We start from the raw sequence: 26,663 nt of genomic DNA on the forward strand, positions 1-26,663 counted from the left end.
CACAGAAGGTGAATTTCCATGAAACTTCACTGAGCATTTGGTCGCCAGCGGTGCGAATCTTCACTCAGAGTGGTGTCACGGCCAGACGAGCCGCACTGCAGGACACCCCGCACGACACCGAACGACCAACCGCACGACCGAGACAGAGAGACAGGGCCATGACTCCCACCGCCACGGGCATCGAGCCTGAAACGACCACTCGCCCCACGACGGGGCCCATCCCGACGTCGGCGATCGTCGTCACGGGCCCGATCCGCGACCGGTACGAGGAGATCCTCACGCCCGAAGCGCTCGCGTTCCTCTCCGAGCTGCACGCGCGCTTCGCGGGACGGCGCCACGACCGTCTCGCCGACCGCATGCGGCGCCGCTTCGAGATCGGCAACGGCCACGACCCCCAGTTCCGGTCGGACACCGCGCACATCCGCGAGGATGCCGAGTGGCGCGTCGCCGGCGCGGGCCCCGGGCTCGAGGACCGCCGCGTCGAGATCACCGGCCCGACCGACCCGAAGATGACGATCAACGCGTTGAACTCCGGTGCGCGGGTGTGGCTCGCCGACCAGGAGGACGCGACGAGCCCGACCTGGCGCAACGTCATCGAGGGCCAGCTGTCGCTGCTCGACGCGATCCGCGGGCAGCTGTCGTACACGTCCCCGGAGGGGAAGGTCTACGAAGTGACCGCGGAGCGCACGCCGACGATCGTGATGCGCCCGCGTGGCTGGCACCTCACCGAGAAGCACATCGAGTTCACCGACCGCGCCGGGCGCAGCCTCGCGACCTCCGGCTCGCTCGTCGACTTCGGCCTGTACTTCTTCCACAACGCGAAGCGCCTCATCGAGAACGGGGTGGGGCCGTACTTCTACCTGCCGAAGATCGAGTCGTCCGAAGAGGCGAAGCTGTGGGACGACGTCTTCACGTTCAGCGAGGACTACGTCGGCATCCCGCACGGCACGATCCGCGCGACGGTGCTGATCGAGACGCTGCCCGCCGCGTTCGAGATGGAGGAGATCCTCTTCGAGCTGCGCGATCACATCGCGGGCCTGAACGCGGGACGCTGGGACTACATCTTCTCGATGATCAAGAACTACCGTGGGCGCGGCGCCCGGTTCGTGCTGCCCGACCGCAGCCAGGTCACGATGACGGTGCCGTTCATGCGGGCCTACACCGAGCTCCTCGTGCAGACGTGCCACAAGCGCGGTGCCTTCGCGATCGGCGGTATGAGCGCGTTCATCCCGAACCGTCGCGACCCCGAAGTGACGGCCCAGGCATTCGAGAAGGTGTCGGCCGACAAGAAGCGCGAGGCCGGCGACGGCTTCGACGGCACCTGGGTGGCCCACCCCGACCTGATCCCGGTGGCCCAGGCGGAGTTCGACGCCGTGCTCGGCGAGCGCCCGAACCAGGTCGACCGTCAGCGCCCCGAGGTGTCGGTGCGCGCCGAGCAGCTCATCGACGTGCACATCGGCCTGCCGATCACGACCGCGGGCGTGTACGCGAACGTGTCCGTCGGCATCCGCTACATCGAGGCGTGGCTGCGCGGGCTCGGGGCCGTCGCGATCGACAACCTGATGGAGGATGCCGCGACTGCGGAGATCTCGCGCTCCCAGGTGTGGCAGTGGATCCACCAGGACCGCTCGACCGAGGACGGCACGAAGATCACTCGCGAGTACATCGAGCAGCTCATCACGCGCACCCTCGAGGAGGTCACACGCTTCGAGGGAGATCGCTTCGACGACGCCGCGAGCATCTTCGAGCAGGTCGCCCTCGGGGAGGACTTTCCGACGTTCCTGACGCTCGTCGCCTACGCGGACTACCTGACCGACGAGGACTGATCGCGGGGCGAGGACGATGAGGGGTCGGATGCCGCGGCATCCGGCCCCTTCGCCGTCGACGCGCGACGCGCGAGCCGCCCGTCGATCCAGACCGCGAGCCACACCGCGCCGAGACCGACGACGGCGACGATCCCCTGCGAGATGAGCGCGATCGCGCTCGAGGGGAAGGAGTGCTCGACGAGGATCGGCGTCACGAGCGCGGGGATGATCGCGAGGATCACGACCGTCCACGACCACGGATGCCGCCCGCGTGCGATGACCCATCCCCCGACCGCCGCCAGGAGGACGACCGCCCCCTGGTCGAGGACGAACCGCCAGAAGGTGACGGGGTGCACGACGTTGCCCGCCGCGTGCTGCAGCCCGAAGGTCACCCAGAGGAAGAGCACGACGCAGACGAGCGTGAAGGCGCCGAGGCGCCGCCAGCCCGATGTGGGCAGGAGCACGACGGCGGCGAGCATCGAACCGAGGACGAGCAGGAACTGCGCGATGCTCAGCAGAGGGGCATCCGAGGCGATCGTCCCCGCGTAGACCTCGGACTGCACGATCGAGGAGAAGTCGGTCGCGACGCCGAGATAGCCGCCGACGAGCATGGCGACGATGGCGGCCCCGTAGCGGGCGGATCGGTCGAACGCGAGGGTGGGCGCCATGCGCCGAGAGTAGCGGATACTGTCAGAGACCGGCCCGAGCGAGGAGGTGCGATGACCGGATCGGACGACGACACCCGGACGAGCCGTCGGGAGTTCCTTCGTCGCACCGGCATCGGCGCGGCGGGCCTCGCGATCGGCGGTTCGGCGACCGCCGCGATCACGACCGCCGCGACGGTGCATCCGCCGGAGTTCGCGCCGCTCACACCGCGTCACGCGCCCGGCTTCGACCATGTCGTCGTGCTCATGTTCGAGAACCGCAGCTTCGACAACGTGCTCGGCCACCTGTACTCGACTGCAGAGAAGTCGGCGGCGGACTTCGACGGGATACCCCAGGGGTCGTACGCGAACGCGGCGCCCGACGGCAAGCCGATCGTGCCCTTCATCTACCAGGGCACGACCGACCAGATCATGCAGCAGCCGCAGCCCGACCCGGGCGAGACGTACCCGCACGTGAACACGCAGCTGTTCGGCATCATCGATCCCCCGACGAACGCGCAGCTGCTGCAGCATCCGATGTCGGCGCCGTTCAACAATCCGCAGCCCGAACAGATGCCGACGAACGCCGGTTTCGTGCACGACTACATCGTCAACTACCGGCTGTCGAAGCGGCGCGAGCCGACTCCCGAGGAGTACCGCGTGGCGATGGGCGGCTTCAGCCCCGACATGCTGCCGGTGCTCTCGACGCTCGCGCGCGAGTTCGCCGTCTACGACAGGTGGTTCGCGGGGGTGCCGTCGCAGACGTTCTGCAACCGGTCGTTCTTCCACGCGTCGACCTCGCACGGATACGTCACCAATCACAACGGCGACGACTACGAGAAGTGGATAAACGCCCCCGCGACGCCCACGATCTTCAATCGCCTCGAAGAGGCCGGCATCCCCTGGCGCGTCTACTACGACCCGACTCAGCTCGTCTCGATGACCGGCATGCTGCACGCGTCGGTGCTGCGCCAGTACTGGAAGACGCACTTCCGTGACATGACGCAGTTCTACGACGACGTCGAAAACGGCAACCTCCCGGCGTACGCGTTCGTCGAGCCGCGGATGATCTTCAACCACAACGACATGCACCCGCCGTGGGGCGAGCTGCGCGACGGCGAGATCACGCTCGACGACGGCTCCACGCTGCAGCTCGACAACAGCGCCTACTCCGACGTCCGAGCGGGCGACAAGCTGCTGCAGGACATCTACGACGCGATCCGCACCTCGACCAGCGCGCAGGGCTCGAACGCGATGAACACGGCCCTCGTCGTGACGTTCGACGAACACGGCGGCACCTTCGATCACGTGCCGCCGCCATCGGCGACGCCCCCGACGACGGGAGACGAGGGCGAGATGGGCTTCGCCTTCGACCGGCTCGGCGTCCGCGTCCCCGCGATCGTCGTGAGCGCCTACACGGCGGCGGGCAGCGTCATCCACGACGAGATGCACCATGGCGCGATCATCAACACGCTGTGCCGGCAGCACGGGCTGAAGCCCTTGAACGCGCGGGATGCCGGGGCGAACCCGATCTACAACGCCATCAACTCGGCGACGCCGCGCCAGCCGTACACCTGGCCGCGCCCGACCTCCCTGTGGAAGCCGCCGAACCCGGAAGCGATCGCCGAGCACACGACGAAGACCCACAAGCGGCGCCCGCTGACCTCCCCCGCACGCGGACTGCTGGGCCTGCTGATGTCGCAGTTCGACCGCGACGCGCACATCCCCAAGACGTACGGCGAAGCCTATGAAGCGCTGACGAAGTACGGCACGGGACTTTTCGGGACCAGGGACGACGCGGCCTGACGGCTACGCTGTTCGTGTGACCGAACGCGCACCGCTCTCCCGCAAACTCTCCGCCATCGCCGAGTCCGCGACCCTCAAGGTCGATGCGAAGGCGAAAGCGCTGAAGGCCGAGGGCAAGCCCGTCATCTCGTATGCCGCCGGCGAGCCCGACTTCGCGACCCCGCAGTTCATCGTGGATGCCGCGGCCGAAGCCCTGCGCGACCCGGCGAACTTCCGCTACACCCCCGCCGCGGGCCTGCCCGTGCTGCGCGAGGCGATCGCCGCGAAGACCCTGCACGACTCGGGCCTCGAGGTCTCGCCCGCGCAGGTCATCGTCACCAACGGGGGCAAGCAGGCCGTGTACCAGGCGTTCCAGGCGGTGGTGAACCCCGGGGACGAGGTGCTGCTGCCGGCGCCGTACTGGACGACGTACCCCGAGGCGATCGCTCTGGCCGACGGCATCCCGGTGGAGGTCTTCGCCGGGGCGGACCAGGAGTACAAGGTCACCGTCGAGCAGCTCGAAGCCGCCCGCACCGAGAAGACGACGGTGCTCGTGTTCGTCTCGCCGTCGAACCCCACCGGGTCGGTGTACACGCCCGAGGAGACGCGGGCGATCGGCGAGTGGGCGCTCGAGCACGGCATCTGGGTGATCAGCGACGAGATCTACCAGAACCTCGTCTACGAGGGCGCGCGCGCCGCGTCGATCGTCGAGGCGGTCCCGGAGCTGGCCGGGCAGACGATCCTCGTCAACGGCGTCGCCAAGACCTACGCCATGACCGGCTGGCGTGTGGGCTGGATGGTCGGCCCCGCCGACGCGATCAAGGTCGCCGGCAACCTCCAGTCGCACCTGTCGTCGAACGTGAACAACATCGCGCAGCGCGCGGCGCTCGCAGCGCTCACGGGGCCGCAGACCGAAGCAGAGCAGATGCGCCAGGCGTTCGACCGGCGCCGCAAGGTGATCGTGGCGGAGCTCGCCAAGATCCCCGGTGTGACGGTGCCGAACCCGCTCGGCGCGTTCTACGTCTATCCCGACGTGACGGGCCTGCTCGGCCGCGAGTGGGCGGGTCGCCGGGTGACGTCGTCGCTCGAACTCGCCGACCTCATCCTCGACGAGGCGGAGGTCGCGGTCGTGCCGGGCGAGGCGTTCGGCCCGTCGGGCTACCTGCGTCTGTCGTACGCGCTCGGCGACGACCAGCTGCTCGAAGGCGTACAGCGCCTCCAGCACCTGTTCGCCTGAGCGCGGGCCGACGCGCTCGCCCGCTCGCCCCTCTCCCGCTCGCTACAGGTCGACGCCGACGAGGACCGGCTCGGGCTGCGGGATGAGACCGAACTCGCTCTGCACCCGCTGCTGGATGTAGCGGGCGAGCTCGGCGATCTCCTCGGCCGTCGCGGCTCCGCGGTTGGTCAGCGCGAGAGCGTGCTTCGTGGACAGCCCGGCGCGCGAGCGCGGCAGGTGGAACCCCTTGCGGAGCCCGGAATGCTCGATGAGCCACGCCGCGCTGACCTTCACGTCGGGCTGCACGGACACCGGGGGCGGGACGTACCCGTCGTAGGACGCGAGCGGAATCACTCGGTCGGCGGCCTCGAGCGGCGCCGCAGTGGTCGAGACCGGCCAGCGCGGACACTCCGGCGGCAGCGTTCGAGCGAAGGATGCCGAGACGATGGCGTTCTGGAAGAACGAGCCCGCGCTGAACGTGTCCGGATCGGCGTCGTCGAGCACCATGCCCTTCCGGGCGCGGGTCGCCAGCACCGTCTCGCGCACCCAGGCGAGCGTCACTCCCTCACCCTCCGCGACGCCGAGCGCCTGCCGCAGCTGCGCACCGGAGAGAGCGAACGGACCGTGGCCGACCTCGCGCAGCTCGAGCGTCACCGACAGCACAACCGCCCGGCGCACCGCGACCGACCCGTAGTGGTTCTTCAGGACCGACGTGCGAAAGCCGAGGCCGAGCTCCGCGGCGGACACGACGGAGACATCCCCCGTGGACTCGTCGATCAGCTCGACCTCGACGAGCGTCTCGACGATCTCCTGCCCGTATGCACCGATGTTCTGCACGGGCGCAGCTCCCACCGTCCCGGGGATTCCGGACATCGCGACGATCCCCGACAGGCCCTCCGAAGCCGCGTACGCGACGAGGTCGTCCCAGCCGTGACCGGCCTCGACGCGGAGGCGCACCCAGCCCTCGCGCGGCGAGGGCAGCCGCTCGATACCGCTCGTGCGGACGAGCACGACGGTGCCGTCGAACTCCTCGTCGCCGACGAGCAGGTTCGAGCCGCCGCCGACGACCAGCCAGTCGTCGCCGCTCGCCCAGGTATCGCGCAGCGCGGCGACGAGATCGTCCCGCGTCCGCGCCTCGATCATCCGGCGTGGCCGGCCGCCGACGCGCAGCGTCGTGAGCTCGGCGAGCGGGATCGGAGCGATCTCGGGCACGTCAGCCGTCCAGGCGGACGCGCACCTGAGCCTTGCCGAGCACGGTCGTCTCGGCCGCCGTCACGGTGAGGTCGATGCGGGCCTCGGCATCCGTCACGGCGCCGACGGTCGCGACGATCGTGAGGTCGGCGCCGTCCTCGGCATCCACGACGACGGGCCGCGTGAAGCGGACGCCGTACTCGAGAATGCGTCCGGCGTCGCCGAGCCAGGGCACGATCGTCTCGACCGCGAGGCCCATCGTCAGCATGCCGTGCGCGAGGACGCCCGGGAGCCCCACCGCCGCAGCGATGTCGTCGCGGTAGTGGATCGGGTTGAAGTCGCCCGATGCTCCCGCGTACCGCACGAGCGCCTCGCGGGTGAGGTGGACGGACCGCTCGGCGACGACGTCGCCGACGGAGAGGGAAGCCGCGGTGAGGGCGCTCACGCCACCTCACCTCCGATCAGCAGCACGGAAGTCGCGGTGACGACGTGCGCTCCCGAGGCATCCGTGATCTCGGTCTCGCTCGTGACCATCGCACCCTTGCCGAACGGGCGCACCTTCGTCACGCGCAGCTCCCCGACGAGCTCATCGCCCGCGACGATCGGGCGCGAGTAGTGGAAGCGCTGCTCAGCGTGCACCGTCTGCTCCAGCGCGATGCCGGAGTCGGGCTCGGCGAGCAGCTGCTGCAGGGTGAGGTCCTGGATGACCATCGCGAAGGTCGGCGGCGCGACGACGTCGGCGTACCCGAGCTGCTGTGCGGCGGCGGGATCGACGTGCTGCGGGTCGGTCGCGAAGACGGCACGCGCGAACTCGCGCACCTTCTCACGCCCGACGAGGTAGGGGGCGGTCGGGGCGAAGGCGCGGCCGACCAGCTCGGGGTTCACGGACACCTGTCAATCCTACCGAGCCGGGCCGGACGTCACTTCTCGGCTACTTCGCGGTGCGCCGGGAGCGGAGCGCCCGCACCGCCATCTGCGTCGCGATGAAGACGATGAACACCGCGAAGAGGATGTTGGCCGCGAGCGGGTCGAGGAGCGTCGCGATCCACGCTCCGAGCGCCGTCGTCGTACAGGCGGCGACGCCGATCAGGGCGGCAGCGGGCAGGTCGACGTTGCTGCGGCGGAGGTTCCCGATCGTGCCCGAGATCGCGGTCGGGATCATCATGAGCAGCGACGTCCCCTTCGCGATGAGATCGCTCGTGCCGAACAGCAGGATGAGCGCCGGGACGACGACGATCCCCCCGCCGACACCGAGAAGGCCCGAGAGGATGCCGGTGATGAGACCCAGGACGACCAGCCCGGGCCCCGTGATCCAGGTGACCTCGAGGCTCGCGTTCCGCGAGGGGATGACGATGAAGAGCATCACGACGACGACGGCGAGGAAGGCGATGAAGCCCCATCGGATCACGGCGACGGGCAGCTTGTGCAGCAGCCACGTGCCGATCTGTGCCCCCGCCACGGAGCCGATCGCGAGGATCAGCGCCGGGATCCAGGCGACCGAGTCGTGCACGGCGTACGAGATCACGCCGACGGCCGCCGTCGGCACGATCGCGGCGAGCGACGTGCCGGAGGCGAGCTTCTGACCGAACGCGAGGATCAGCACGAGCATCGGCACGATGACGGTGCCGCCGCCGACCCCGAAGAGCCCCGAGAGGAGACCCGCCGCGAGGCCGACACCGATGCACGAGAGGACGAACCGGGGTGTGCGGCGTCCGGCCGGAGCAGCGTTCACTCCCGAACCTCCGTGGCACCGGCGTCCGCGACACCGGCATCCGTGGCACCGGCCTCGACGGATTCCTCCTCCGTCGCCGCGCGCTCGAACTGCGCGCGGTAGAGGCGCCAGTATGCGCCCTCGGCGGCGATGAGCTCCTCGTGCGTGCCCTTCTCGACGATATCGCCGTGCTCCATCACGAGGATGAGGTCGGCGTCGCGGATCGTCGAGAGGCGATGCGCGATGACGAACGATGTGCGCCCCTCGCGCAGCGCCGCCATCGCGTGCTGCAGGAGGAGTTCGGTACGGGTGTCGACAGAGCTCGTCGCCTCATCGAGGATGAGCACGCTCGGGGATGCCACGAACGCACGCGCGATCGTCAGCAGCTGCTTCTCCCCGGCGGAGACGTTCGCCGCATCCTCGTCGAGGACCGTGTCGTACCCGTCCGGGAGCGTGTGGACGAACCGGTCGACGCGCGTCGCGACGGCGGCTTCATAGATCTCGACGTCGGAGGCGGCCTCGTTGCCATAGCGGATGTTCTCCCGGATGGTGCCGGCGAACAGCCACGGGTCCTGCAGCACCATGCCGGTGCGCGAGCGGACATCGTCGCGCGTCAGTTCGGCGATGTCCTGCCCGTCGAGGAGGATCCGCCCGCCGTCGAGCTCGTAGAACCGCATGAGCAGGTTCACGAGCGTCGTCTTCCCGGCGCCGGTGGGGCCGACGATCGCGACCGTCTGGCCCGGCTCGACGCGGAACGACAGGTCGCGGATGAGCGGCTTGTCGGGCGCGTAGCCGAAGGCGACGTGCTCGAACTCGATGACGCCGGGGCCGTCCTCGAGCGCGGGCGCGCCCTCGGCATCCGGCTCCTGCTCCGGCTCGTCGAGCAGCTCGAAGACGCGCTCGGCCGACGCCGTGCCGGACTGCACGACCGCCGCCATGCCGCCCAGCTCGCTCAGCGGCTGCGTGAACTGCTGCGAGTACTGGATGAAGGCCTGCACATCGCCCAGACGCAACTGGCCGGATGCGACCATGAGGCCGCCGAGCACGGCGATGCCGACGTAGCTGAGTGAACCGATGAACATCATCGCGGGCATCATGAGCCCGGAGAGGAACTGCGCCTTGAACGCCGCCTGGTAGAGCTCCTCGTTCTCCTCCTGGAACTTCGCGCGCGAGTCCTCCTCGCGGCCGAAGACGCGCACGAGCGCGTGACCCGAGAAGGACTCCTCCACGCGTGCGTTGAGCCGGCCGACCTTGCGCCACTGCGCCGAGAAGGCCTTCTGCGACTTCGGCCCGATGATGCCGAACACGACCGCCATGAGCGGCAGGGCGACGAGTGCGACGATCGCCAGCTGCCACGAGATCGAGAACATCATGACGAGGACGCCGACGACGGTCAGGATGTTCGTGACGGCCGTCGACAGCGACTGCTGCATCGTCTGGGTGATGTTGTCGATGTCGTTCGTGACCCGCGAGATGAGCTCGCCGCGCTGCACACGGTCGAAGTACGACAGGGGCAGTCGGTTGATCTTCGCCTCGACGTCCTCGCGCAGACGCCACATCGTACGGACCATGATGATGTTGATGACGTACCCCTGCAGCCACGTCAGCACCGCCGAGACGATGTAGATCGCCATGACGGCGATGAGCACCCACTTGAGCCGCTCGAAGTCGACGCCCGCACCGACCTGGAAGTTCTGCATCGCCGCGACGATGTTCGCGATGTCGTTCTGGCCCGCCGCGCGCAGGGCGTCGACGACCTGAGCCTGCGTCGTGCCGGCGGGGAACTGCCCGCCGAGGGCCGCGGAGACGACGCCCTCGAAGATGACGTTCGTCGCCTCGCCGAGCACCTTCGGGGCGATCACGGCGAGGACGACGCCGATCGCGCCCAGCACCGAGACGAAGGCGAACCACCACTTGTACGGCCCGAGGAGGCCGATCATGCGGGCGAAGCTCTGCCGGAAGTTCGCGGCCTTGCCCGGCGCGACCGAGTCCCAGTCGCCCGAGTTCTGCCGGGCCTGCTCGGCGAGTTCGAGTTCGTAGCGCTCCTCTTCGGAGAGGGCGGCGGTGTTGGGGGCGCTCATGCGTCTACTCCGAGCTGCGACTCGACGATCTCACGGTAGGTGTCGCTCGTGGCGAGGAGCTCGGCGTGCGTACCCGCGCCGACCATGTGCCCGTCATCGAGCACGATGATGCGGTCGGCGTCGACGACCGTCGAGATACGCTGTGCGACGACGATCTTGGTCACCTCGGGCAGTTCCCGCCAGAGCGCCTGACGGAGCCGGGCATCGGTCGCGACGTCGAGCGCCGAGAACGAGTCGTCGAAGACGAGGATGTCGGGGCGGTGCACGATCGCGCGCGCGATCGACAGCCGCTGCCGCTGACCGCCGGAGACGTTCGTGCCGCCCTGCGCGATGCGCGCGTCGAGCCCGCCGGGCATCTCCGCGACGAAGTCCTTGCCCTGGGCGATCTCGAGCGCCCGCCACAGCTCGTCATCGGTGGCGTCCTCACGCCCGAAGCGCAGATTGGATGCCACGGTGCCGGTGAACAGGAACGCCTTCTGCGGAACGTAGCCGATCCCCTGCCACATGCGGTCGAGGTCCGCATCGCGCACGTCGACGCCGCCGACGCGGACGACTCCTCCCGTCACGTCGAACAGGCGCGGGATGAGGGAGACGAGCGTCGTCTTGCCCGCGCCGGTCGACCCGACGATCGCGACCGTCTCGCCGGCATCCGCGCGGAAGGAGACGCCCGCGAGGACAGGGGCCTCCGCGCCCGGGTAGGTGAAGGACACATCGTCGAAGACGACGGTGCCGGGTGCCGGGAACCGCGTGACGGGATCGGCGGGGCGTGCGAGCGCGTCTGTCGACTCGAGCACTTCGCCGATGCGGTCGGCCGAGACGGCGGCGCGCGGGATCATGATCGTCATGAAGGTCGCCATCAGCACGCCCATGAGGATCTGACCGACGTACTGCATGAACGCGAAGAGCGTGCCGATCTGGACGTGCCCGGCATCGACCTGGATGCCGCCGAACCAGATGACGCCCACGACGGTGATGTTCAGCACGAGCATCGCGAGCGGGAACATGATGACGAACAGCGACCCGACCTTGCGCCCGACGATCATGATGTCGGTGTTCGCGACGCGGAAGCGGGCCTCCTCGATGCGCTCGCGCACGAACGCGCGGACGACCCGCACTCCCGTGAGCTGCTCGCGCATCACCCGGTTCACGCCGTCGAGCTTGCCCTGGTACTGACGGAAGAGCGGCACCATGCGACTGATGATGGCGACGGCGATGATCAGGAGCACGGGCACCGCGACCGCGATGAGCCAGCTGAGCCCGACGTCCTGCTGCAGCGCCATGATGATGCCGCCGATCGCGAGCAGGGGCGCGGTGACGAGCATCGTCGCGCCCATCATCGCGAGCATCTGCACCTGCTGGACGTCGTTCGTGTTGCGCGTGATGAGCGTCCCCGCACCGAAGGTCGACACCTCCCGCTCGGAGAATCCGCTCACCTTCTCGTAGACGTCGCGGCGGATGTCACGCCCGACGCTCATCGCGGCCCGCGCGGCGAAGTACGTCGCGATGACGGATGCCACGATCTGCCCGAGGGCGATCGCGAGCATGAACACGCCGCGCGACCAGATGTAGCCGGTGTCGCCGGCGGCGACGCCGTGGTCGATGATGTCGGCGTTCAGCCGCGGCAGGTAGAGGGAGGCCATGGCGGAGGCGAACTGGAAGACCAGCACCCCCGCGAGCCACCACGGGTACGTCCGCAGATAGCGGACGAGGATCTTTCCGAGCATGCGCGTTCTCCGGTGGAGGTGGAGTGGGAACGGTCCATGCTATCGCCGGGCTCCGACATGACGTGTGGCGGGGTCGCCCGCGGCGGGGGCTGCGGGCGGTCAGCGACCGGCCACGAGTTCGATCCCCGCTCCCGCGAACTGCCGCAGCGTGGCATCCGGCAGGAAGGCGCGCGTGAGCGCGGCCGCGATCCGCGCGATGTCCGCCTCGTCGCGGTAGAGGAGGTACATCGTCTCGTAGCGGGGGTTGAACTTCTCCTTGAATCGATGCAGCGACGCGAAGCCGTAGACGGGCTCGAGGCTGTCGCCGAGCCGGTCGGCGAGGACGGCGATGACCCCGGCATCCTCGGGATAGTCGTGCGCGAGGGGCGCGCCGGACAGCGACATGATGCGCGCACCCTCGTCGGAGAACTGCCGAGCGGACGATCCGATGAGAAACTCCATCACCGAGCCGAAGCCGCCCTCTCGCCGGCGCATGAGGTCGAGGGTCCACCCCTCGACGAGGCCGCCCCCGCCGTAGACCGGCAGCCAGGAGAGGAAGCCGTCGACGTCTCCCGCGGGAGACAGGGCGAGCGCGAGGCGGACCTCCGGATCGGCGGCCTCGGTCAGCGAGCCGAGGGTGAACCCCATTTCGGGCAGGCCCTTGTCGCCGACCCACATCTCCGAGATCGCCCTGATCTGTGCCTGAACACCCCAGGGCTCGTCCTTGAACCGCGTCAGCCGGAACGTGATCTCCTCGCGCCCGGCCTTGTTCATCGCCGTGCGCACGTTGTTCCAGCGCTTGCCGGTGAACTGCAGGCCCTCGAGGTCCACGATCGAATCGTCCGCCACGACGAGGCTGCGCCACCCCTCCGGCAGCGCGTCGCGTGTCGCCTCGCTCGCGCTGAAGAACGCGGGGATGAGACCGGCGTGCTGCGCGGCATCCACGAACTCGACGACCGACTCCGCGCGGCCTGCGACCGGGCCGAGCGGATCGGCGAGCGCGATCGCGACGCCCGCGTGCCGCTGGTAGGGCACGATGCCCGACGACGTGCGCAGGTAGTCGTTGCCGTCCCACGTGGCCATCCAGGAGAGCGTGCCTCCGCCGGTGGCGCGGATGAGGTCCTTCACGTCGTCGACGGTGGGCTGCGCAGCGGAGTGGCTGACGCCGAGCGGGTGGCGCGGGCGCGCCCGGAAGACGCCGCGCACGAGCACGAGATAGACGAGGTAGATCGCCCAGATGACGGCGGTCGCGAGCGCCAGCCCCACCGAGCCGTCGTTGGCGGTGTCGGTGACATCGTCCCAGCCGAGGACGCCGACGGCGACGAGGATGACGAATCCGACGAAGATGTTGAGGGATGCCACGACGATGCTGACGACCCAGGCCCAGCGCCGCCCGCGTCGCAGGCCGTTGGCGACGAGCAGGATCGCGACGGCGCTGATCGCGGTCGTCACCCACCCGGCATCCGCTTCATCGACGACCGTCTCTCCGAAGGGGCCGTAAGTCGGGACGATCTGGGTGACGATCGTGAGGGCCCCGAGCATGAGCGTGCCGATGAAGACGATCAGTCGCTGCTCGCGCACCGTCGAACGCTGCGGCCGCAGCGAACGGTCGATCACGAGGACAAGGAGCACCGCGAGCAGATGCTCGAGGTCGTCGATCGAGCCCCAGAACATCATGTTGACGATGACGAACGCGAGCACGACGAGCCATCCGCGCAGACGCCACGGTGAGGGCATGACCGTGATCGCTGCGGCGATGCACGCGAACAGGCCGCCGCTGGGTCCCACGTCGACGGACGCCGCCTCCTTCGCGGCCCACGCCCAGTCGGGCGCGAGCGTCGTCGCGCTCCACAGCAGGAACGCGGCGCCGAGGATCGCGAACAGCTGCCCGCCGAAGAAATAGGCGAGCGCGACGCGGGTGCCGCGTTTCCACTCGAGGTACGCCATCCCCCAGAAGCCCAGGATGATGATCGGGTACGCGATCGGCGTGTCGAGGAGGAACGTGCCGCTGAGCGGCGTCCACCACTTGCCCTTCTCGAAGGAGGGCAGCCCGTAGGCGAGGTGCTCATAGAACGGGTGCCCGGCGATCGGCCGCCAGAGGGCGCCCGTGATGAGCCCCGCGCCCAGCAGGACGCCGATCAGCAACCACGTGGCGGGAACGCGCGAGAGCACCGTGCGCACGAACCGGAGCGCTCGCCCCCGGCGGGTGGGGGCAGCGTGTTCGATCGACTCGGCGTGTTCGGCGGGCTGTGCGTCGGTCATGCTTCGCTCCTCGTCGGCTGGGCACCTCCGACGATAGCGGCGCGCGGCGCCGGAATCACGAAACCCTCGGCCGCGGCCGAGGGTTTCGTGATGACTTCGGTAGGCACAGTACACGACAACTCGAATAAGTCAGCCCTGCTGCCGCCACCCCTGATGGAGCTGCGGAAACTATCTAGTCTCGCGCCGAATCGACCGCATCAAGCTCACTCTCTGGGCAGATGCCTCGCCCCCTGCGTCGTCGGCTCGAGCCAGCCCTCATCGCTGAGATAGTCGAGAAGTAGCTGAGATCGTCGAGAAGTACCAGTCTGGCACCACGACGCAGTCTCTCTGTGACCAGTACAACCTCTCGAAGGGCGGCCTACTGAAGCTGCTGCGCGACGAAGGCGTCCAGCTCCGCGGTCAGCCGCGGCTCCGACAGCTTGCCGCACCGAAGCGCTGGAAAGGATGCCCGCGGGAGATGTCAACTCATTCACCGAGTCCCGCACGACCAACCACCGATGCTAGGCGCCCAGACGCGCGAGCACCTCGATCTTGACGGGGAATGGCGCGACCTTTGCACCCTCGCGCTCGAAGTGCTTTACGTCCGTACTGCTCCACGCTTCCATCGTCGTCGCGAAGACAATCCGGTTCGCCCGCAGCGCCTTCGCGACTTGCAGCATCTTCTCCGCATGATCCTCACGGTTCGCTTTCCCATTGAACTTCCCGTTCGACTTGCCCTCCACGAGCACGACCTCCCTGTTCACACTCGCAATCACGTCAATCTCTGCCACTGTCCTCCCTGTCTGAAGCTCGTAGAACTCAAGCTCCGGCGAGTCGATATAGGACCTGCTCGAGCCGCGCAGTGCTGCAGCGCCGAGGAGTACAGTGTCGCCGTTAGCGCCAAGGAGCTCGCGAAATGCGGCATATAGGTTATAGAACCATCGCGGCTCCGACCGCTTCTCCTTCCAGCGGGCGGAGACAAGGGCATTCATTGCCGCGCAGCGCGAACACTCGTACACCTGGGCGACGCGGTCAGCGTCGACGAACGAGGGGCGACCGCACTCTGTGCAATCGAGAATGAGCCCACGGCGAAGTAGCCGGGAGACGGTTAGGCGATCAACGAGCGACGTCGTCGCGTCCGCATCGCCGCCGAACAGTGTCCGCATCGCCTCGAAGGTAAGGAATGGGTCGAGATCGTCGAGAACGACTGTCTCCGGATCAGCCTTCCGCTCATCGCTGGTAGGCCCCTTCTCACGCGGAATGAACGCGCGCAGCATTCCTACGTTCTCTGGCGTCATTAGGTCCAGGAGCGCAGCGCGGGACCCTAGCCGTCTCCGGATCAGCTCCGCCTGGCGCCCGGGACGTGATAGGCGCACGCCGAGCCCTTCCGGCCCTGCCATCGCCTCCACCCACGCCATCATTGACAGCCCCCGGAGGCGTGGTCGACCGATGCGGCCCGGCAGGAACGACCCCGCCATGACCAGCCCCATCGAATGTGGGTCGATCGTCACAGACTCGCGGCTTGCACGGAGACTAACGGACGGAAGCGGCCCCTCGTCCGCGACGAGCGCGTGGGCGGGAATGTCCCGTCCGCGCGGCATCTTGTCGCCGAACCACGCAATGTCCACGTACCAGTACGGCACCCACCCAGAGTTGAGCGGATAAAGCAGTTCGGACGGCGTAGGCGTCTCAAGGCCTGAGATCGCCTCGCTCGACCCGTTCTCATTCGTCCGCACCGGGATCGACTTCGAGGCCCCGATGTGCTCGTCCACAACGTACTCGAGATAGCCGCCATCAATGATTGGCGGCCCGACGCGTACCGTCTCCTCGCGTCGGTCTCGCACGGATTGCAGGCCCGGCGGCAGCGGGGAATCAACGATCCGCGGCGCCACCTTGTTGAGATAAAGGGTTGGCTCAGATGATGAGCTGACGGACATATGTGCGCCGCCGCCTTCGAGATCCGTCGCCAACATCCATGTCGCTCGTTGTACCTGGTCACGGAAAGCCTCGCCGTCGTCAATGAGCGCGCGGGGGAGCCAGATGCCACTTCCGACGAGGCGGTCGTAGGCGACGGCGAGGGCGAAGTCGATGGCGGTGTCGCCGATGACCACGGCTGCGCGGTCCTCGATATAGCCATTCGATACCTGGAGCAGCCGTTGGTCGGCAAGGAACCAATTCTCAAGACCCGCCGAGGCCTTGGTCTCGATCGTCGTGGAGTTCCAGATGAGCGAGGCCGGGGCATCGTCAACCGATCGGATCAACCAACCGAGGTCGTCCGCTGTCGGCTCCGGTCGCGCACCGGTGGCACTCTCGCTCTGCGCGACACCGACCCGCATGGCGGCCATGAGGCCAAAGTCGGATCGCCAGCCACTCGAGGCGGCGAGACGCGCCTGCAATGGGTCCGCCGGCGGCGGCGAGGGTGCTAGACCTCGATTGAAGTGAGCATTGAGGTCGCGCGCGCGGAGCCTGGTCAGCTGCTCCCTCTGCCTCGCCGGATCATCTCGGAACCGGACGGAACGCATGGGCGAGCACCAGGAGACAACCTCGTCGCGTGCCTCATCGGACTCGCGCACCGTCGTGTGTTGGTGATGGTTGGCAATCATCCGGCGACGCTCCACGTCATCGGCAACCCCATTGATGCGGATGTGGCCGGGATACCACTCCTCGAAAAGCTGCCAGTGAAGGTCGATCGAGACGACATGATCGGGGTCATAGGCTCGCACGATCTCGGCGAACTCAGACGCCGGCCGAGAGGACCTGATGTCAAACGGCACGAGGATCCAGCTGCCTCCGCCCCAGTAGCCCGAGGCGATAGTCAACGCGGTCATCACCCAATCGCGCCAATGCTCGTCGTCTGCCACAAGGATCGCGATCCGCGGGGGTCGGAGAGCGACGGAGGCCGAGATGAAGTCAACTTCCGATGCCATAAGAGCATCTAAGCGCAGGGTATCGACAACCCTCGATCACAACCGGGCCGTGAACGCGAACGTTTCGTTCTCTGACCGAAGCTGTGACTGTTCACCTGACGAGTCATGCGCTATCCGTACGCTCAGCTTCTACCCTTGAATCGATGGGGGTAGGCAGCGTACAGGGAGTGGACCAGTTGAACGAGACGACATGGTTCTCAGATGATGCCGCAGCTGATGTGGCCGGCGGACTTGGGCGACAGGATTTCGTCGAGCGTGTCTGGGACGTGATCCGAGAATCTCACTCGCTAAAGTCGTCGACGGTCTTCAGCCTCGTCGGACCGTGGGGAACCGGGAAGACCTCGATCCTCGATTGGCTCGCCCGTCGCGCACTAGCCGATGAACGCAAGCCTCGCTGGGTGACGGTCAAGTTCAACCCGTGGGACTATGCCGACCCCTCGTCATTGCAGCTCGGATTCTTCAACGAGCTCGCGGCCGCCTTTCAGAGGAAAGCGAGTCTGATCAAGGTCCGTTCTCGCGTCGCGGCTTTCGGACGAGCGGTTGCTCCACTCGGGGTCATAGGAGCCCTCGGGGGTGCGAACATGACGGAAGCCATCGCGGCGGCAGCTGATCTTGTCGACCCAGATTCAAGCGCCGCTGCGAGCCGTGCGAAGCTCGAGAAGGCACTGGTGTCTGCCGCCACGCCCATTCTTGTCGTTATCGACGATCTCGACCGCGTGACCGCTGAGGAGTTGCTCCTCACGCTCAAGCTCGTGCGCCAGCTCGGGCGGCTGCCTCACGTGCACTACTTGCTGTCTTACGACGAGTCCACCGTCCTAGATGTTCTCAGCCGAACCAGCTTGGTCGGCAAGCACTCTCTCTCGAGAGCGAGAGAGTATATGGAGAAGGTCGTACAGGTCCGCTTCGATATTCCTCACTTGCGTCCTAACGATGCGTTGCGTCTCACGAACCGCGGCTTGGAGGAACTCGCCGACCACGGCGGATTGTCGCTAAGTGTGCCCGATACGGAGCGGTTCTCAACTGCGTATTTCTCGTTCCTGGCCGAGCGATTCAACACCCCGCGAGCGCTGAAGAGGTTCTTCACCCAGCTGCGGCTTCTTTCTGCATCGATGTCCGACGAGTTGGACCTTCCTGACTTCTTCGTTCTGACGTGGCTGCGCACGCTCGAACCCGGCGTTTACGCGTTGCTTCAGGCGCATCGCGGAGAGTTGACTGGCAGCGACTTACCCCGCGCGCTTGCGCGCTCAGACGCAAACATAGAGCAGCTGCGCGCTCGTGCTGACGAGTGGCGGACGAGCTTCAAGCAGGCAGGTACCCGCGATAAGGACCTCGAAGGCGTCGCATCAGCAGTTGGCTACTTGTTCCCCGCGTTCGCAAGCGTCTGGTCTGGGTCGAGCGCGTCAAGTGGCGCCCGACCGCGCGGAGTGGCGAACGAAAAGTACTTCGATCGCTACTTCAGCTTCGGCCTCACCGAAGATGACGTAGCGGACGCGACGGTCAGGGCGAGTATCGAGGCGCATCAGGCGGGCCAGAACGCGGACGAAACGGACGCCGAGATCCGTCGAGTGATAGCTGTCGAACCCGCATTGGTCCTGGACAAGGTCGCGAGAGAGTTGGAGCCGGTCAGTCGGTCGTCGTTAAGCCTCATTGAGTGGTTGGCGTCCCTTCACTCTGCTGTCCCGGAACACAACGACATCATCGATCCCGCTCGACGCTTTGAGGCAATCCTCGCGCTGCAGATGCGACTTCTCGACGTGGCCGACACCGCCGCCAGCGTGCGAGCGCTCGCCGAGCAGGACGCGACCCTTATGTCGATAGTGGTGGAACGGGCCTGCCGGGAGTACGACGGCGAGCCCAGCTCACCCATGCTCCTTGACGATCCCGCGCGAGGTGCATTCCGAACAGCACTGAACACATACCTGTCCGACACAAACCCCGCCACAATGGGACAACCGCGAGAGGACGGCGGCCTGGCGATGGTTCTTCGTTGACCTACCGGGCTTCCAGCTTTGGTTCCAGGATCTCAGAGAACGGGTCGGTGACATCGACGCAATGTGCCTGTTCGTCAACATCTCCACGTCGATAGGCACGCGCACGCCCATCTCGCGCGTGAGGGGCTTTGACCACGACAACGCTTCGAAGCTCCTCGATCTCGCGGAAGTCCGATCTGCGCATGAAGGCAAACTCATTGACGCGGAAGTGCCGAAAGGCATGTTTCGCGATGACCCAACGGACTCTGCCGATAACCGGCGACACGCCGTTTATGGGTGGCTACGCGAGGGCGAGTAGCCCTCTCCCCCGGGAGCATCGACGTGTGGACGGTCGCGCCCTCACGTCGTCATCCAAGCTCATCCAATCCGCCCCGAGTCCTCGACAACGGCAGGATCGCACCGCATGCTGCTCGTGATCGAAGGACGGCGCATGGGCACGATCGAGCGCCGCCGACAACGACACCACGAGAGGTCGTCGCTATCGCGCGTGGTATCGGACGCCGACCAAGCGACAAACCGATAAGCGCGGCTTTCGCACGAAGCGGGAGGCAGCGGAGTTCCGTCCGCCCGTTGCCCCGCTTACGGTGGATGAGTGACCTTCCGCCCCGCTGACCGCGTCTACGTCGACGAGTCCAAGGCGCGAGGCTACTACGTCGTCGCGACCGCCTCCGTGGCCGGAGACGTTCGAGCGTCTGATCGGGCACTGCGAGATCTCCTCAAGCCTGGTCAGCGCCGCATCCACTTCAAGAGTGAGAGTGACAGTCGCCGTCGCCAGATCCTCTCCTGCATGTGCACTCTCGATGTGCGGGTGTCCGTCTGGATCGTCAAACAGCGCTCCGACAAGGAAGCGCGACCGCTGTCCCTTGGCGCGCTCACAGCAGAGGCGGTCCGCGCTGGCGTGACGCAGTTGATCATCGAACGAGACGAATCACTCGAGCGCGCCGACCGCCGACTAATCGCCGACGCGATCCGCCGTGCTGGATCCTCCGAGATGCAGTATCGGCACGTCGCGCCGCACGAGCATCCGCTGCTGTGGGTGAGCGATGCCGTCGCCTGGTGCTATTCGAATGGCGGCGACTGGATCCGTCGCGTCAATGCGATCGTCGAGTCCCGAGTCACCCGGCTGTAGAAAAACGTGAGCCTGGCTCGTCATACCGTCCGGAAGACTGCCAGGCTCCGAGGGCTACTGCCCGCCGTGCTACAAGTGTACCTCGGCGGGTCCGCGACCGGCCAGTGCGATGTGTTCTCGACGACTCAACCGGCACAAAACCGGCACAGCCCCTCCCCCACGCCCCTCTACCCATCGTCCCAATAACGACAAAACCCCCGGAAGTCCGGGGGGTTGTTGTCTGTAGCAGGAGCGGGGCTTGAACCCGCGACCTCACGATTATGAGTCGTGCGCTCTCACCAACTGAGCTACCCTGCCGCGATTGCCCCGGCGTGAACCGGGGCGATGCGAGCCCCGAGTCAGGATTGAACTGACGACCCCTTCCTTACCATGGAAGTGCTCTGCCACTGAGCTATCGGGGCGTTGAACCTGCGAGCAGGCAACTAGAAGAGGATACCAGAGCCGCGGCATCCCGCCGAACCGTCAGCCGACGGTGTGGGTACCCGTCGTGTGCTCGTAGAGCCACGGCATCGGGTCGGTGGTGGTCGTGCCGTTGAGCAGCACTTCGAGGTGCAGGTGGGGGCCCGTGGCCTTGCCGGTCTGGCCCACCTTGCCGATGATCTGGCCGGCCGTGACCTTCTGCCCCTGCGTCACCTGGAGCGAGCCGTACTGCATGTGGCCATACCGGGTGGAGACGAGCTGGCCGTCGATGATGTGGTCGATCACGACGGTGACGCCGTAGTCGCCGCCCGCCTCGGTGGCGATCCGCACGGTGCCGGCCGCGACCGCGTGGATCTCGGCACCATCGCCGGGTGTGAGGTCGGTGCCGCTGTGCGCGGAGGAGAACTCGGCGAGGTAGGACGACGAGCCGTACGCGGCCGAGATCGGCACGCCGACGGGGAACGGCCATTGGATCGCGGCCGACGGGTTGTTGACCCACGTGCCCTGGCCCGCGCTCGCGAAGATCGTGACGCCCGACTCGGCGGCGAGGTCGGACATCGAGGCGACGCCGTAGCCTTCGGGTCGGTCGAGGGCTGCGGGCTGGCCGGCGTCGCTCGCGACGAACGCCTGGATCTCGCCGCTGTCGCGCTTGGCGCTCGTCGATCCGGCGGCCGTGAGGTCGGCCGTGGTGACCGACGTCGGCGCCAGCGCCTCGGCGGGCGTCGTCGTGCCGACGGCGAGGAGCCCCACGATCGACATCACGCCGATGGAGAAGGATGCCGCGGCGACACGCTGGAACGCCACGACACCTCGGCGCGGGCGACGCTGGGCGACATCGACGATCGGCGCGGCTGCGCGCGGCGCGGCGTCGGGGGGCGTGTCGGCGTCGGCGGGCCGCTGAACGGGCGTCTCCCCCGTGAAGGAGAACAGCTTGGCGGCGAAATCGAACTCATCCTGGCCGCACTCGGCAGCCGAAGAGCGGATGAACGCCTCGCCGGACGCGCCCGATGCCGGAGCGGCGTCCGCGGGGGCGGACGCCGAGGCGACGACCTCGTACGGGGCGGCCTCCTGGGGCGCGGCGACGTGCGCGAAGACCTCCTGGGCGGCCTGACGGAGCCGGCGACGCGCGCTCGCGTTGGGGGTCGCGCCGACCGACTCGGCGACGATGGCCGCGGCGACGTCGGCGACGACCGTCTCGACGATGGTCGGCTCGGTGGCCGGGGCCTCCTGGGATGGCTCCTGCGCGGCTGCCGCACGTCGCCGCAGCTCAGCGCGGGTCAGCGGAACGCCCTCCTCCGCCGGCGCGGGCGCGGCGGGTCGGCGGCTGGAGCGTCGCGTCGGGGGCGCGTCGTCAACCATGGAGGCTTCGAAGGTCAAATCGCAGAACTCTCGTCCGGCCGCGCGGGGGAACGCGGCACGTCGTCGGGTGGCGATCGGTCTCGCCGTTCGGGCGGCGAAAGTAACGATCGGGTAAACACTACAGCCGACCGGCTGAGAATGCGATGAACGCTAGCGGTATATCGCCGATGAGAGTCGCGCGGCGAGGTCCGCACCCGCCGCGATCGTCATCTCGCGCCCGGGCCGACCGTCTGGCGCGCCCGTCACGACGCCGCCCGCTTCGGTGACGAGCAGCGCTCCGGCCGCGTGATCCCATGGCCACAGCCCACGCTCGAAATAGCCGTCCAGGCGCGCGGCGGCGACGTAAGCGAGGTCGAGAGACGCGGCGCCGGCCCGGCGGAGATCGCGCGCGAGCGGCATGACACGACGCACGCGCTCGAGGTCACCGGCGTGCGTCGCCGGGTCGTAGCCGAACCCGGTGGCGAGAAGGGCACCGGCATCCGCGGCCGTCGACACGGCCAGTCGCTGGGAGCCGAGCCAGGCACCACCACCGCGGGTCGCGTGGAAGAGCTCGCCGACCACGGGGGTGTACACGACACCGGCCTCGGCGGTCCACGCCTCCGGCGTCGGTTCGCCGGTGACGGCGGCGATCGAGACGGCGTAATGCGGGATGCCGTAGGCGTAGTTGACCGTCCCGTCGATCGGGTCGACGACCCACGTCACACCGCTCGTGCCGCGCTCTGCCCCCGACTCCTCCCCGAGGAAGCCGTCGCCCGGGCGCGCCTGCGCGAGGCGCGCGCGGATCAGCTGCTCGACCTCGCGGTCGGCATCGGTGACGATGTCGGCGAGCGCCGATTTCGTCGCAGCGATGCGCACTCCTTCTTCGCGGCGGCGCCGCGCGAGGGCGCCCGCTTCCCGGGCGATCTCGGTGGCGAGGGGCAGAAGTCCGTCGGCATCCACCACCCGTCAGCCCTGCGACTGCGGGTCGTGTGCCTGCGGCGGTACGGGAGGCGGCGGCGGGTAGCCCTGATACCACGGCGCGGCGGGCGACTCAGCGGTCGGCGCGGCGGAGGCGGGCGTCGGCGCGCCCTGCTGCGGGTGGCTCGGAACGCCGGTGTAGTACGCGTTCCAGTCGGGCGTGCCGTCGGGGAGCACGGGCAGCGGCGTCACACCGTCGACGAAGGTCGGCCAGGGCAGGAGCGGCGCCTGCGGCGCCGGTCCACCGTAAGGGTGGGGTGCGACCTGGCCGTACGGCTGGGGTGCATGGCCGCCGTAGGGCGACGGGGCGATCGCGCCATAGGGCGCGTACGGGGTCGCCGGCACGGGCGGCCGCGGTCGCTTGGGCGCGAGCAGCGCGTTCACGAGCGGCACGAGTGCCGTCCCGACCGCGGCGAGAATCGCGAGCGCGACGACCACGCGCCAGTACAGCGGGCGGAAGTCGACGACCTCTTCGGTGACGAGCGGCAGAACGAGCATGACGGCGAGGATCCCGACGAGGCCGATAGTCACGTAGGTCACGACCGTCGTGAAGGTCGTCTGATGGCGGGCGGATGCCGTGAGGAACAGCCGCACGTGCAGCAGCGCGCCCTGGATGATCAGCACGATCAGCACGAATCGGAAGAACCGTTCGGCGCCGACTCCGAAGGCGCCGCTCGTCGGCATCCAGATGAGGAACGCGCCGATCAGGAGGGTCAGCACCCATGCGACCATGCTCGCGAGGGCGAGCCACGCCGGACGGCGGGAGGCGAGCTGCGCTTCGATGATCGCGACGCCGGCGAAACCGGCGAGGAGGAGGATCGTGAGGAAGGCCTTGCCGATGATGCCGTTGTCGTCGCCGATGAGCACCCACACGACGCACACGAGCGCCGCCGCGATCAGCGCCCCGATCGCGACCCAGAGCGATGCGCGCAGGATCTTGCTGGACTCGGGTGAGGTGATCGGTTGTGACATGACGTTCCCTTCGCCGGGTGGCATCGCCTCCATCCTGACAGAGATGTCCTCTCCAGGCAGAGATGTCCTCTCCGGGCGGAGATGTCCTCTCTGGGCGGAGATGTCCTCTCCGCGCAGATGGATCATCGATCCTCGTCGATCTCGATGCCGTCGACCGAGACGAGGTCCGCCGGTGTGAGGACATCGGCCATCGTCACCACGCCCGTGACACCGCCCTCGGCGATCCGCAGCGCGGCGCGTGCCGCCAAACGGCCCGTCGCGACGGATTGCCCTCGGCCGGACGCCAGTCGCGTGTGGCCGGTGCGCCGGTTGGACACGCGCACACGCCAGCGGTCCGAACCGAGGTGTGGCGCGTGTCGCAGCATCGGAGCCAGCGGAGGGACGAGGCCGACCAGGGCGAGGGCATTCGTCGCGAGTGCGCTGTCCAGAGCGAGCCAAGAACGGACGCGCAACCCCCGAGGCCGTCCGATGAGTGCGTCGTCCGGGAAGTCGGCGCGCAGGAACCGGCGGTCGCGGCCGCCGTCCGGAAAACGCCGCGTTGTCCGCAAGTTGCGTATTTTCCCTCCGACGGCATCCGTCTCCGGGGCAGCGAAGACCGTCGTCCCCGCCAAGCGCGCGGTCCATTCGACGGCGGCCGCGCCGTGCGCCTCTCCGGCGCCGAGGAGCACGGCGACATCGATGTCGTCGCCCGGCGCGACGTCGAGAGCTGCGATGAGGACGCTGCTCGCCCCCGGCGCGATCCCTGCGCCCAGCAGCACCGTGCTGCCGGCGGGAGCGGCGGCTGCGAGGCGGGTGAGGTGCGAGGCGGTCGCCGAGATGTCGATGAGCGGCGTCGTCCCGATCGCTCGCTGGAGGTCGAGGCGCTCCAGGCCGCTGGCATCGATGACCGCGTCAACGTCGCGCGCCGCCGCCCCGATCCGCTTGAGGCCTTCAGATGACGTCGCATCGGCTGCGATGCCACCAGGCACAGAGGTCCGCCCGACCTGAATCGGATCGTGCCCGAGGTCACGCACCTCGGCAGTGACCGCCGCCCCCACGGCACCTCTTGCCCCCACCACCAGAATCTTCACAAGAATCTCCAACCACTCAGTTGGGGATGACGATATCAGCAAATCCAACTGTTCGGTTGGGGTAACCTGTTCGGATGGCTTGGAGTACCGAGATGACTCGTCGTCGCCTCCTCGACGCGGCCATCGAGCAGTTCGCCGCGCACGGATTTTCTGGGGCGCGTGTCGATGTCATCGGACGCCGCGCGGGCGTCAACAAGGAGAGGATCTATCAGTACTTCGGCGATAAGGCCGGCCTGTTCGACGCCGTCCTCGAATCCGAGGTCGAAGGCCTCCTGAGCGGCGTGACGCTGGACGGGCGGGGGCCCGAGGCTGCGGCCGCGTTCGCCTCCGCCCTCTTCGATCGCACCGTCGAGCGCCCGCACCTCGCGCGGCTGCTTGCCTGGGAGAGTCTGGAGCTCGATCGCCCGGTCTCAGCCGCGACACGAGCGGCCGGCTGTCGTGCGATCGTCACGGCGCTCGCAGACGCGGTTCCCATGACTGAGCTGGATGCCGCACAACTGGTGCTCTCAATCGTGGCCATCGCCACGGTCGACAGGTGTCTGCCGCACCTCGCGGCACTCATCGTGGGCGCAGAGAGCACCGCCGCGCGACGCTCTGCCGTTCGCGCGCAGGCACTCGCACTCGCGGGGTCCGCAGCATCCGCGACCTGACTCATACTCGAACGAAAATGGGCCCCGCTCTCATCGAGCCGGGCCCATCATCACAACGTGGCGAGTGAGGGATTCGAACCCCCGAAGTCGAAGACGGCTGATTTACAGTCAGATCCCTTTGGCCGCTTGGGTAACTCGCCAAGTGCGCACCCGACCGGCTTGTTCAGTCGAGCGGAGGCGCGATCACCTATCTTAGCCCGACGCGCGCCGCTCGAAAAATCACCGAGGCGCGCGGGCGCGGCGACCCCCTATTCCGGGGCGACGACCCGCTCGACGAAGGCCTCGACACGGCGACGCGTGCCGTCGATGCGGCGGTCGACGCTCGCGCGCATCTCACTCGGGGCGAGCGGCGCCGCAAGCCGCACGTTCTCGTGGCATCCGAGGTCTGCGCACACATACGTGCCGACGCTGTCGCCCCGTTCCCCCGCGTCGCCGGCACGCCGCGCAGTGAACAGGGCCACCTGGTTGCCGGGCTGCATCGTGTGGCAGAGGTTGCAGATCGCGGCCCGCGGCCGGGCGCCGGATGCCGCACGCAGCACGACGCCCGTCGGCACACCCGCGCGCTCCACGACGACGTACCCGCGACCGCGATTATCGGGGTCGGGCCACGCGAAGAAGTCGAGGTGGTCCCAGTCGGCGAGCACGAACGACATCGGCACGGAGAGCCGGTCGCGCTCCTCGGGCGACGCATTGACGAGCGCCGCGCGGACCTGGTCTTCGGTCAGCGCCTGCATCCGACCAGTCTAGGAGCGCGGCGGCACGCGGGCGCTGTGTCGTCCCGCGCGGTGGCATCCGGGGCGACGCGAGAACG

At 68.0% G+C, this 26,663-nt stretch carries 20 protein-coding genes and 3 tRNA genes; 6 read left to right on the forward strand and 17 right to left on the reverse strand.

Annotated features, from left to right (window positions below; translation table 11 throughout):
- Positions 1-158: 158 nt before the first annotated feature.
- The gene (gene aceB / locus J0I43_RS11625) at positions 159-1,826 is read left to right on the forward strand and encodes a malate synthase A (protein WP_292863756.1); all 1,668 of its coding nucleotides are present in this window, start codon (positions 159-161) and stop codon (positions 1,824-1,826) included.
- Here aceB and J0I43_RS11630 read toward each other — a convergent pair.
- Positions 1,805-2,473, reverse strand: a complete 669-nt coding sequence (locus tag J0I43_RS11630; protein WP_292863759.1) for a hypothetical protein — start codon at positions 2,471-2,473, stop codon at positions 1,805-1,807. The genes aceB and J0I43_RS11630 overlap by 22 nt on opposite strands.
- Before the next feature lie 51 nt (positions 2,474-2,524).
- Between J0I43_RS11630 and J0I43_RS11635 the strand changes: the two genes are divergently transcribed.
- Together J0I43_RS11635 and J0I43_RS11640 are read left to right on the forward strand one after the other, a co-directional pair.
- Positions 2,525-4,255: an alkaline phosphatase family protein gene (locus tag J0I43_RS11635; protein WP_292863762.1), complete on the forward strand. Its 1,731-nt coding sequence runs from the start codon at positions 2,525-2,527 to the stop codon at positions 4,253-4,255.
- A 16-nt stretch (positions 4,256-4,271) separates the two neighbouring features.
- Positions 4,272-5,471 (forward strand): pyridoxal phosphate-dependent aminotransferase, encoded by a 1,200-nt coding sequence (locus tag J0I43_RS11640; RefSeq protein WP_292863765.1) that lies wholly within the window; start codon positions 4,272-4,274, stop codon positions 5,469-5,471.
- Positions 5,472-5,513: 42 nt separating this feature from the next.
- On the opposite strand, the gene J0I43_RS11645 is transcribed toward J0I43_RS11640, so the two are convergent.
- From J0I43_RS11645 to J0I43_RS11680, 8 genes are all read right to left on the reverse strand, one after another.
- Positions 5,514-6,662, reverse strand: coding sequence for a UDP-N-acetylmuramate dehydrogenase (locus J0I43_RS11645; RefSeq protein ID WP_292863768.1), 1,149 nt, complete (start codon positions 6,660-6,662; stop codon positions 5,514-5,516).
- Between the two features lies 1 nt (position 6,663).
- Positions 6,664-7,086 (reverse strand): MaoC/PaaZ C-terminal domain-containing protein, encoded by a 423-nt coding sequence (locus tag J0I43_RS11650; RefSeq protein WP_292863771.1) that lies wholly within the window; start codon positions 7,084-7,086, stop codon positions 6,664-6,666.
- Entirely contained in the window at positions 7,083-7,532 is a 450-nt protein-coding gene (locus tag J0I43_RS11655; protein WP_292863774.1) for a MaoC family dehydratase N-terminal domain-containing protein, read from the reverse strand. Before J0I43_RS11655 ends, J0I43_RS11650 begins: the two co-directional genes overlap by 4 nt.
- A 40-nt stretch (positions 7,533-7,572) precedes the next feature.
- A complete protein-coding gene (locus J0I43_RS11660) occupies positions 7,573-8,373 on the reverse strand; it encodes a sulfite exporter TauE/SafE family protein (RefSeq protein WP_292863777.1) in 801 nt (266 codons plus the stop codon).
- Positions 8,370-10,433 carry an ABC transporter ATP-binding protein gene (locus J0I43_RS11665; RefSeq protein ID WP_292863779.1) on the reverse strand — a complete coding sequence of 688 codons (2,064 nt, stop codon included), beginning with the start codon at positions 10,431-10,433 and terminating at the stop codon, positions 8,370-8,372. Before J0I43_RS11665 ends, J0I43_RS11660 begins: the two co-directional genes overlap by 4 nt.
- Positions 10,430-12,157, reverse strand: coding sequence for an ABC transporter ATP-binding protein (locus J0I43_RS11670; protein WP_292863781.1), 1,728 nt, complete (start codon positions 12,155-12,157; stop codon positions 10,430-10,432). Before J0I43_RS11670 ends, J0I43_RS11665 begins: the two co-directional genes overlap by 4 nt.
- A 99-nt stretch (positions 12,158-12,256) precedes the next feature.
- Positions 12,257-14,398 carry a bifunctional lysylphosphatidylglycerol flippase/synthetase MprF gene (locus J0I43_RS11675; protein ID WP_292863784.1) on the reverse strand — a complete coding sequence of 714 codons (2,142 nt, stop codon included), beginning with the start codon at positions 14,396-14,398 and terminating at the stop codon, positions 12,257-12,259.
- A gap of 500 nt (positions 14,399-14,898) precedes the next feature.
- Complete coding sequence (locus tag J0I43_RS11680) at positions 14,899-17,304, reverse strand: hypothetical protein (protein WP_292863787.1); 2,406 nt, start codon at positions 17,302-17,304, stop codon at positions 14,899-14,901.
- Between the two features lie 167 nt (positions 17,305-17,471).
- Between J0I43_RS11680 and J0I43_RS11685 the strand changes: the two genes are divergently transcribed.
- Both J0I43_RS11685 and J0I43_RS11690 read left to right on the forward strand, forming a co-directional pair.
- Positions 17,472-19,295: a P-loop NTPase fold protein gene (locus J0I43_RS11685; protein WP_292863790.1), complete on the forward strand. Its 1,824-nt coding sequence runs from the start codon at positions 17,472-17,474 to the stop codon at positions 19,293-19,295.
- Between the two features lie 808 nt (positions 19,296-20,103).
- A complete protein-coding gene (locus tag J0I43_RS11690) occupies positions 20,104-20,424 on the forward strand; it encodes a hypothetical protein (RefSeq protein ID WP_292863794.1) in 321 nt (106 codons plus the stop codon).
- Positions 20,425-20,647: 223 nt separating this feature from the next.
- On the opposite strand, the gene J0I43_RS11695 is transcribed toward J0I43_RS11690, so the two are convergent.
- The 6 genes from J0I43_RS11695 to J0I43_RS11720 form a co-directional block, all read right to left on the reverse strand.
- Positions 20,648-20,721 (reverse strand) — tRNA-Met (locus J0I43_RS11695).
- 32 nt (positions 20,722-20,753) lie between these two features.
- Positions 20,754-20,825: transfer RNA gene (locus J0I43_RS11700), tRNA-Thr, on the reverse strand.
- A gap of 61 nt (positions 20,826-20,886) precedes the next feature.
- Positions 20,887-22,203 carry a peptidoglycan DD-metalloendopeptidase family protein gene (locus J0I43_RS11705; RefSeq protein ID WP_292863796.1) on the reverse strand — a complete coding sequence of 439 codons (1,317 nt, stop codon included), beginning with the start codon at positions 22,201-22,203 and terminating at the stop codon, positions 20,887-20,889.
- A gap of 150 nt (positions 22,204-22,353) precedes the next feature.
- Positions 22,354-23,142: an inositol monophosphatase family protein gene (locus J0I43_RS11710; RefSeq protein WP_292864440.1), complete on the reverse strand. Its 789-nt coding sequence runs from the start codon at positions 23,140-23,142 to the stop codon at positions 22,354-22,356.
- Between the two features lie 6 nt (positions 23,143-23,148).
- Positions 23,149-24,132, reverse strand: coding sequence for a hypothetical protein (locus J0I43_RS11715; protein ID WP_292863798.1), 984 nt, complete (start codon positions 24,130-24,132; stop codon positions 23,149-23,151).
- A gap of 122 nt (positions 24,133-24,254) precedes the next feature.
- Positions 24,255-25,100 (reverse strand): hypothetical protein, encoded by an 846-nt coding sequence (locus J0I43_RS11720; RefSeq protein ID WP_292863801.1) that lies wholly within the window; start codon positions 25,098-25,100, stop codon positions 24,255-24,257.
- Between the two features lie 176 nt (positions 25,101-25,276).
- On the opposite strand from J0I43_RS11720, the gene J0I43_RS11725 reads away from it, so the two are divergent.
- A complete protein-coding gene (locus J0I43_RS11725; protein ID WP_292863804.1) occupies positions 25,277-25,852 on the forward strand; it encodes a TetR/AcrR family transcriptional regulator in 576 nt (191 codons plus the stop codon).
- A 58-nt stretch (positions 25,853-25,910) separates the two neighbouring features.
- Here J0I43_RS11725 and J0I43_RS11730 read toward each other — a convergent pair.
- Positions 25,911-25,992 (reverse strand) — tRNA-Tyr (locus tag J0I43_RS11730).
- Between the two features lie 108 nt (positions 25,993-26,100).
- The gene (locus J0I43_RS11735) at positions 26,101-26,586 is read right to left on the reverse strand and encodes an FBP domain-containing protein (protein ID WP_292863807.1); all 486 of its coding nucleotides are present in this window, start codon (positions 26,584-26,586) and stop codon (positions 26,101-26,103) included.
- Positions 26,587-26,663: the final 77 nt, after the last annotated feature.

Origin of the sequence: Microbacterium sp. (genome assembly GCF_017305435.1) — a bacterium.
Taxonomy (GTDB): Bacteria; Actinomycetota; Actinomycetes; order Actinomycetales; family Microbacteriaceae; genus Microbacterium.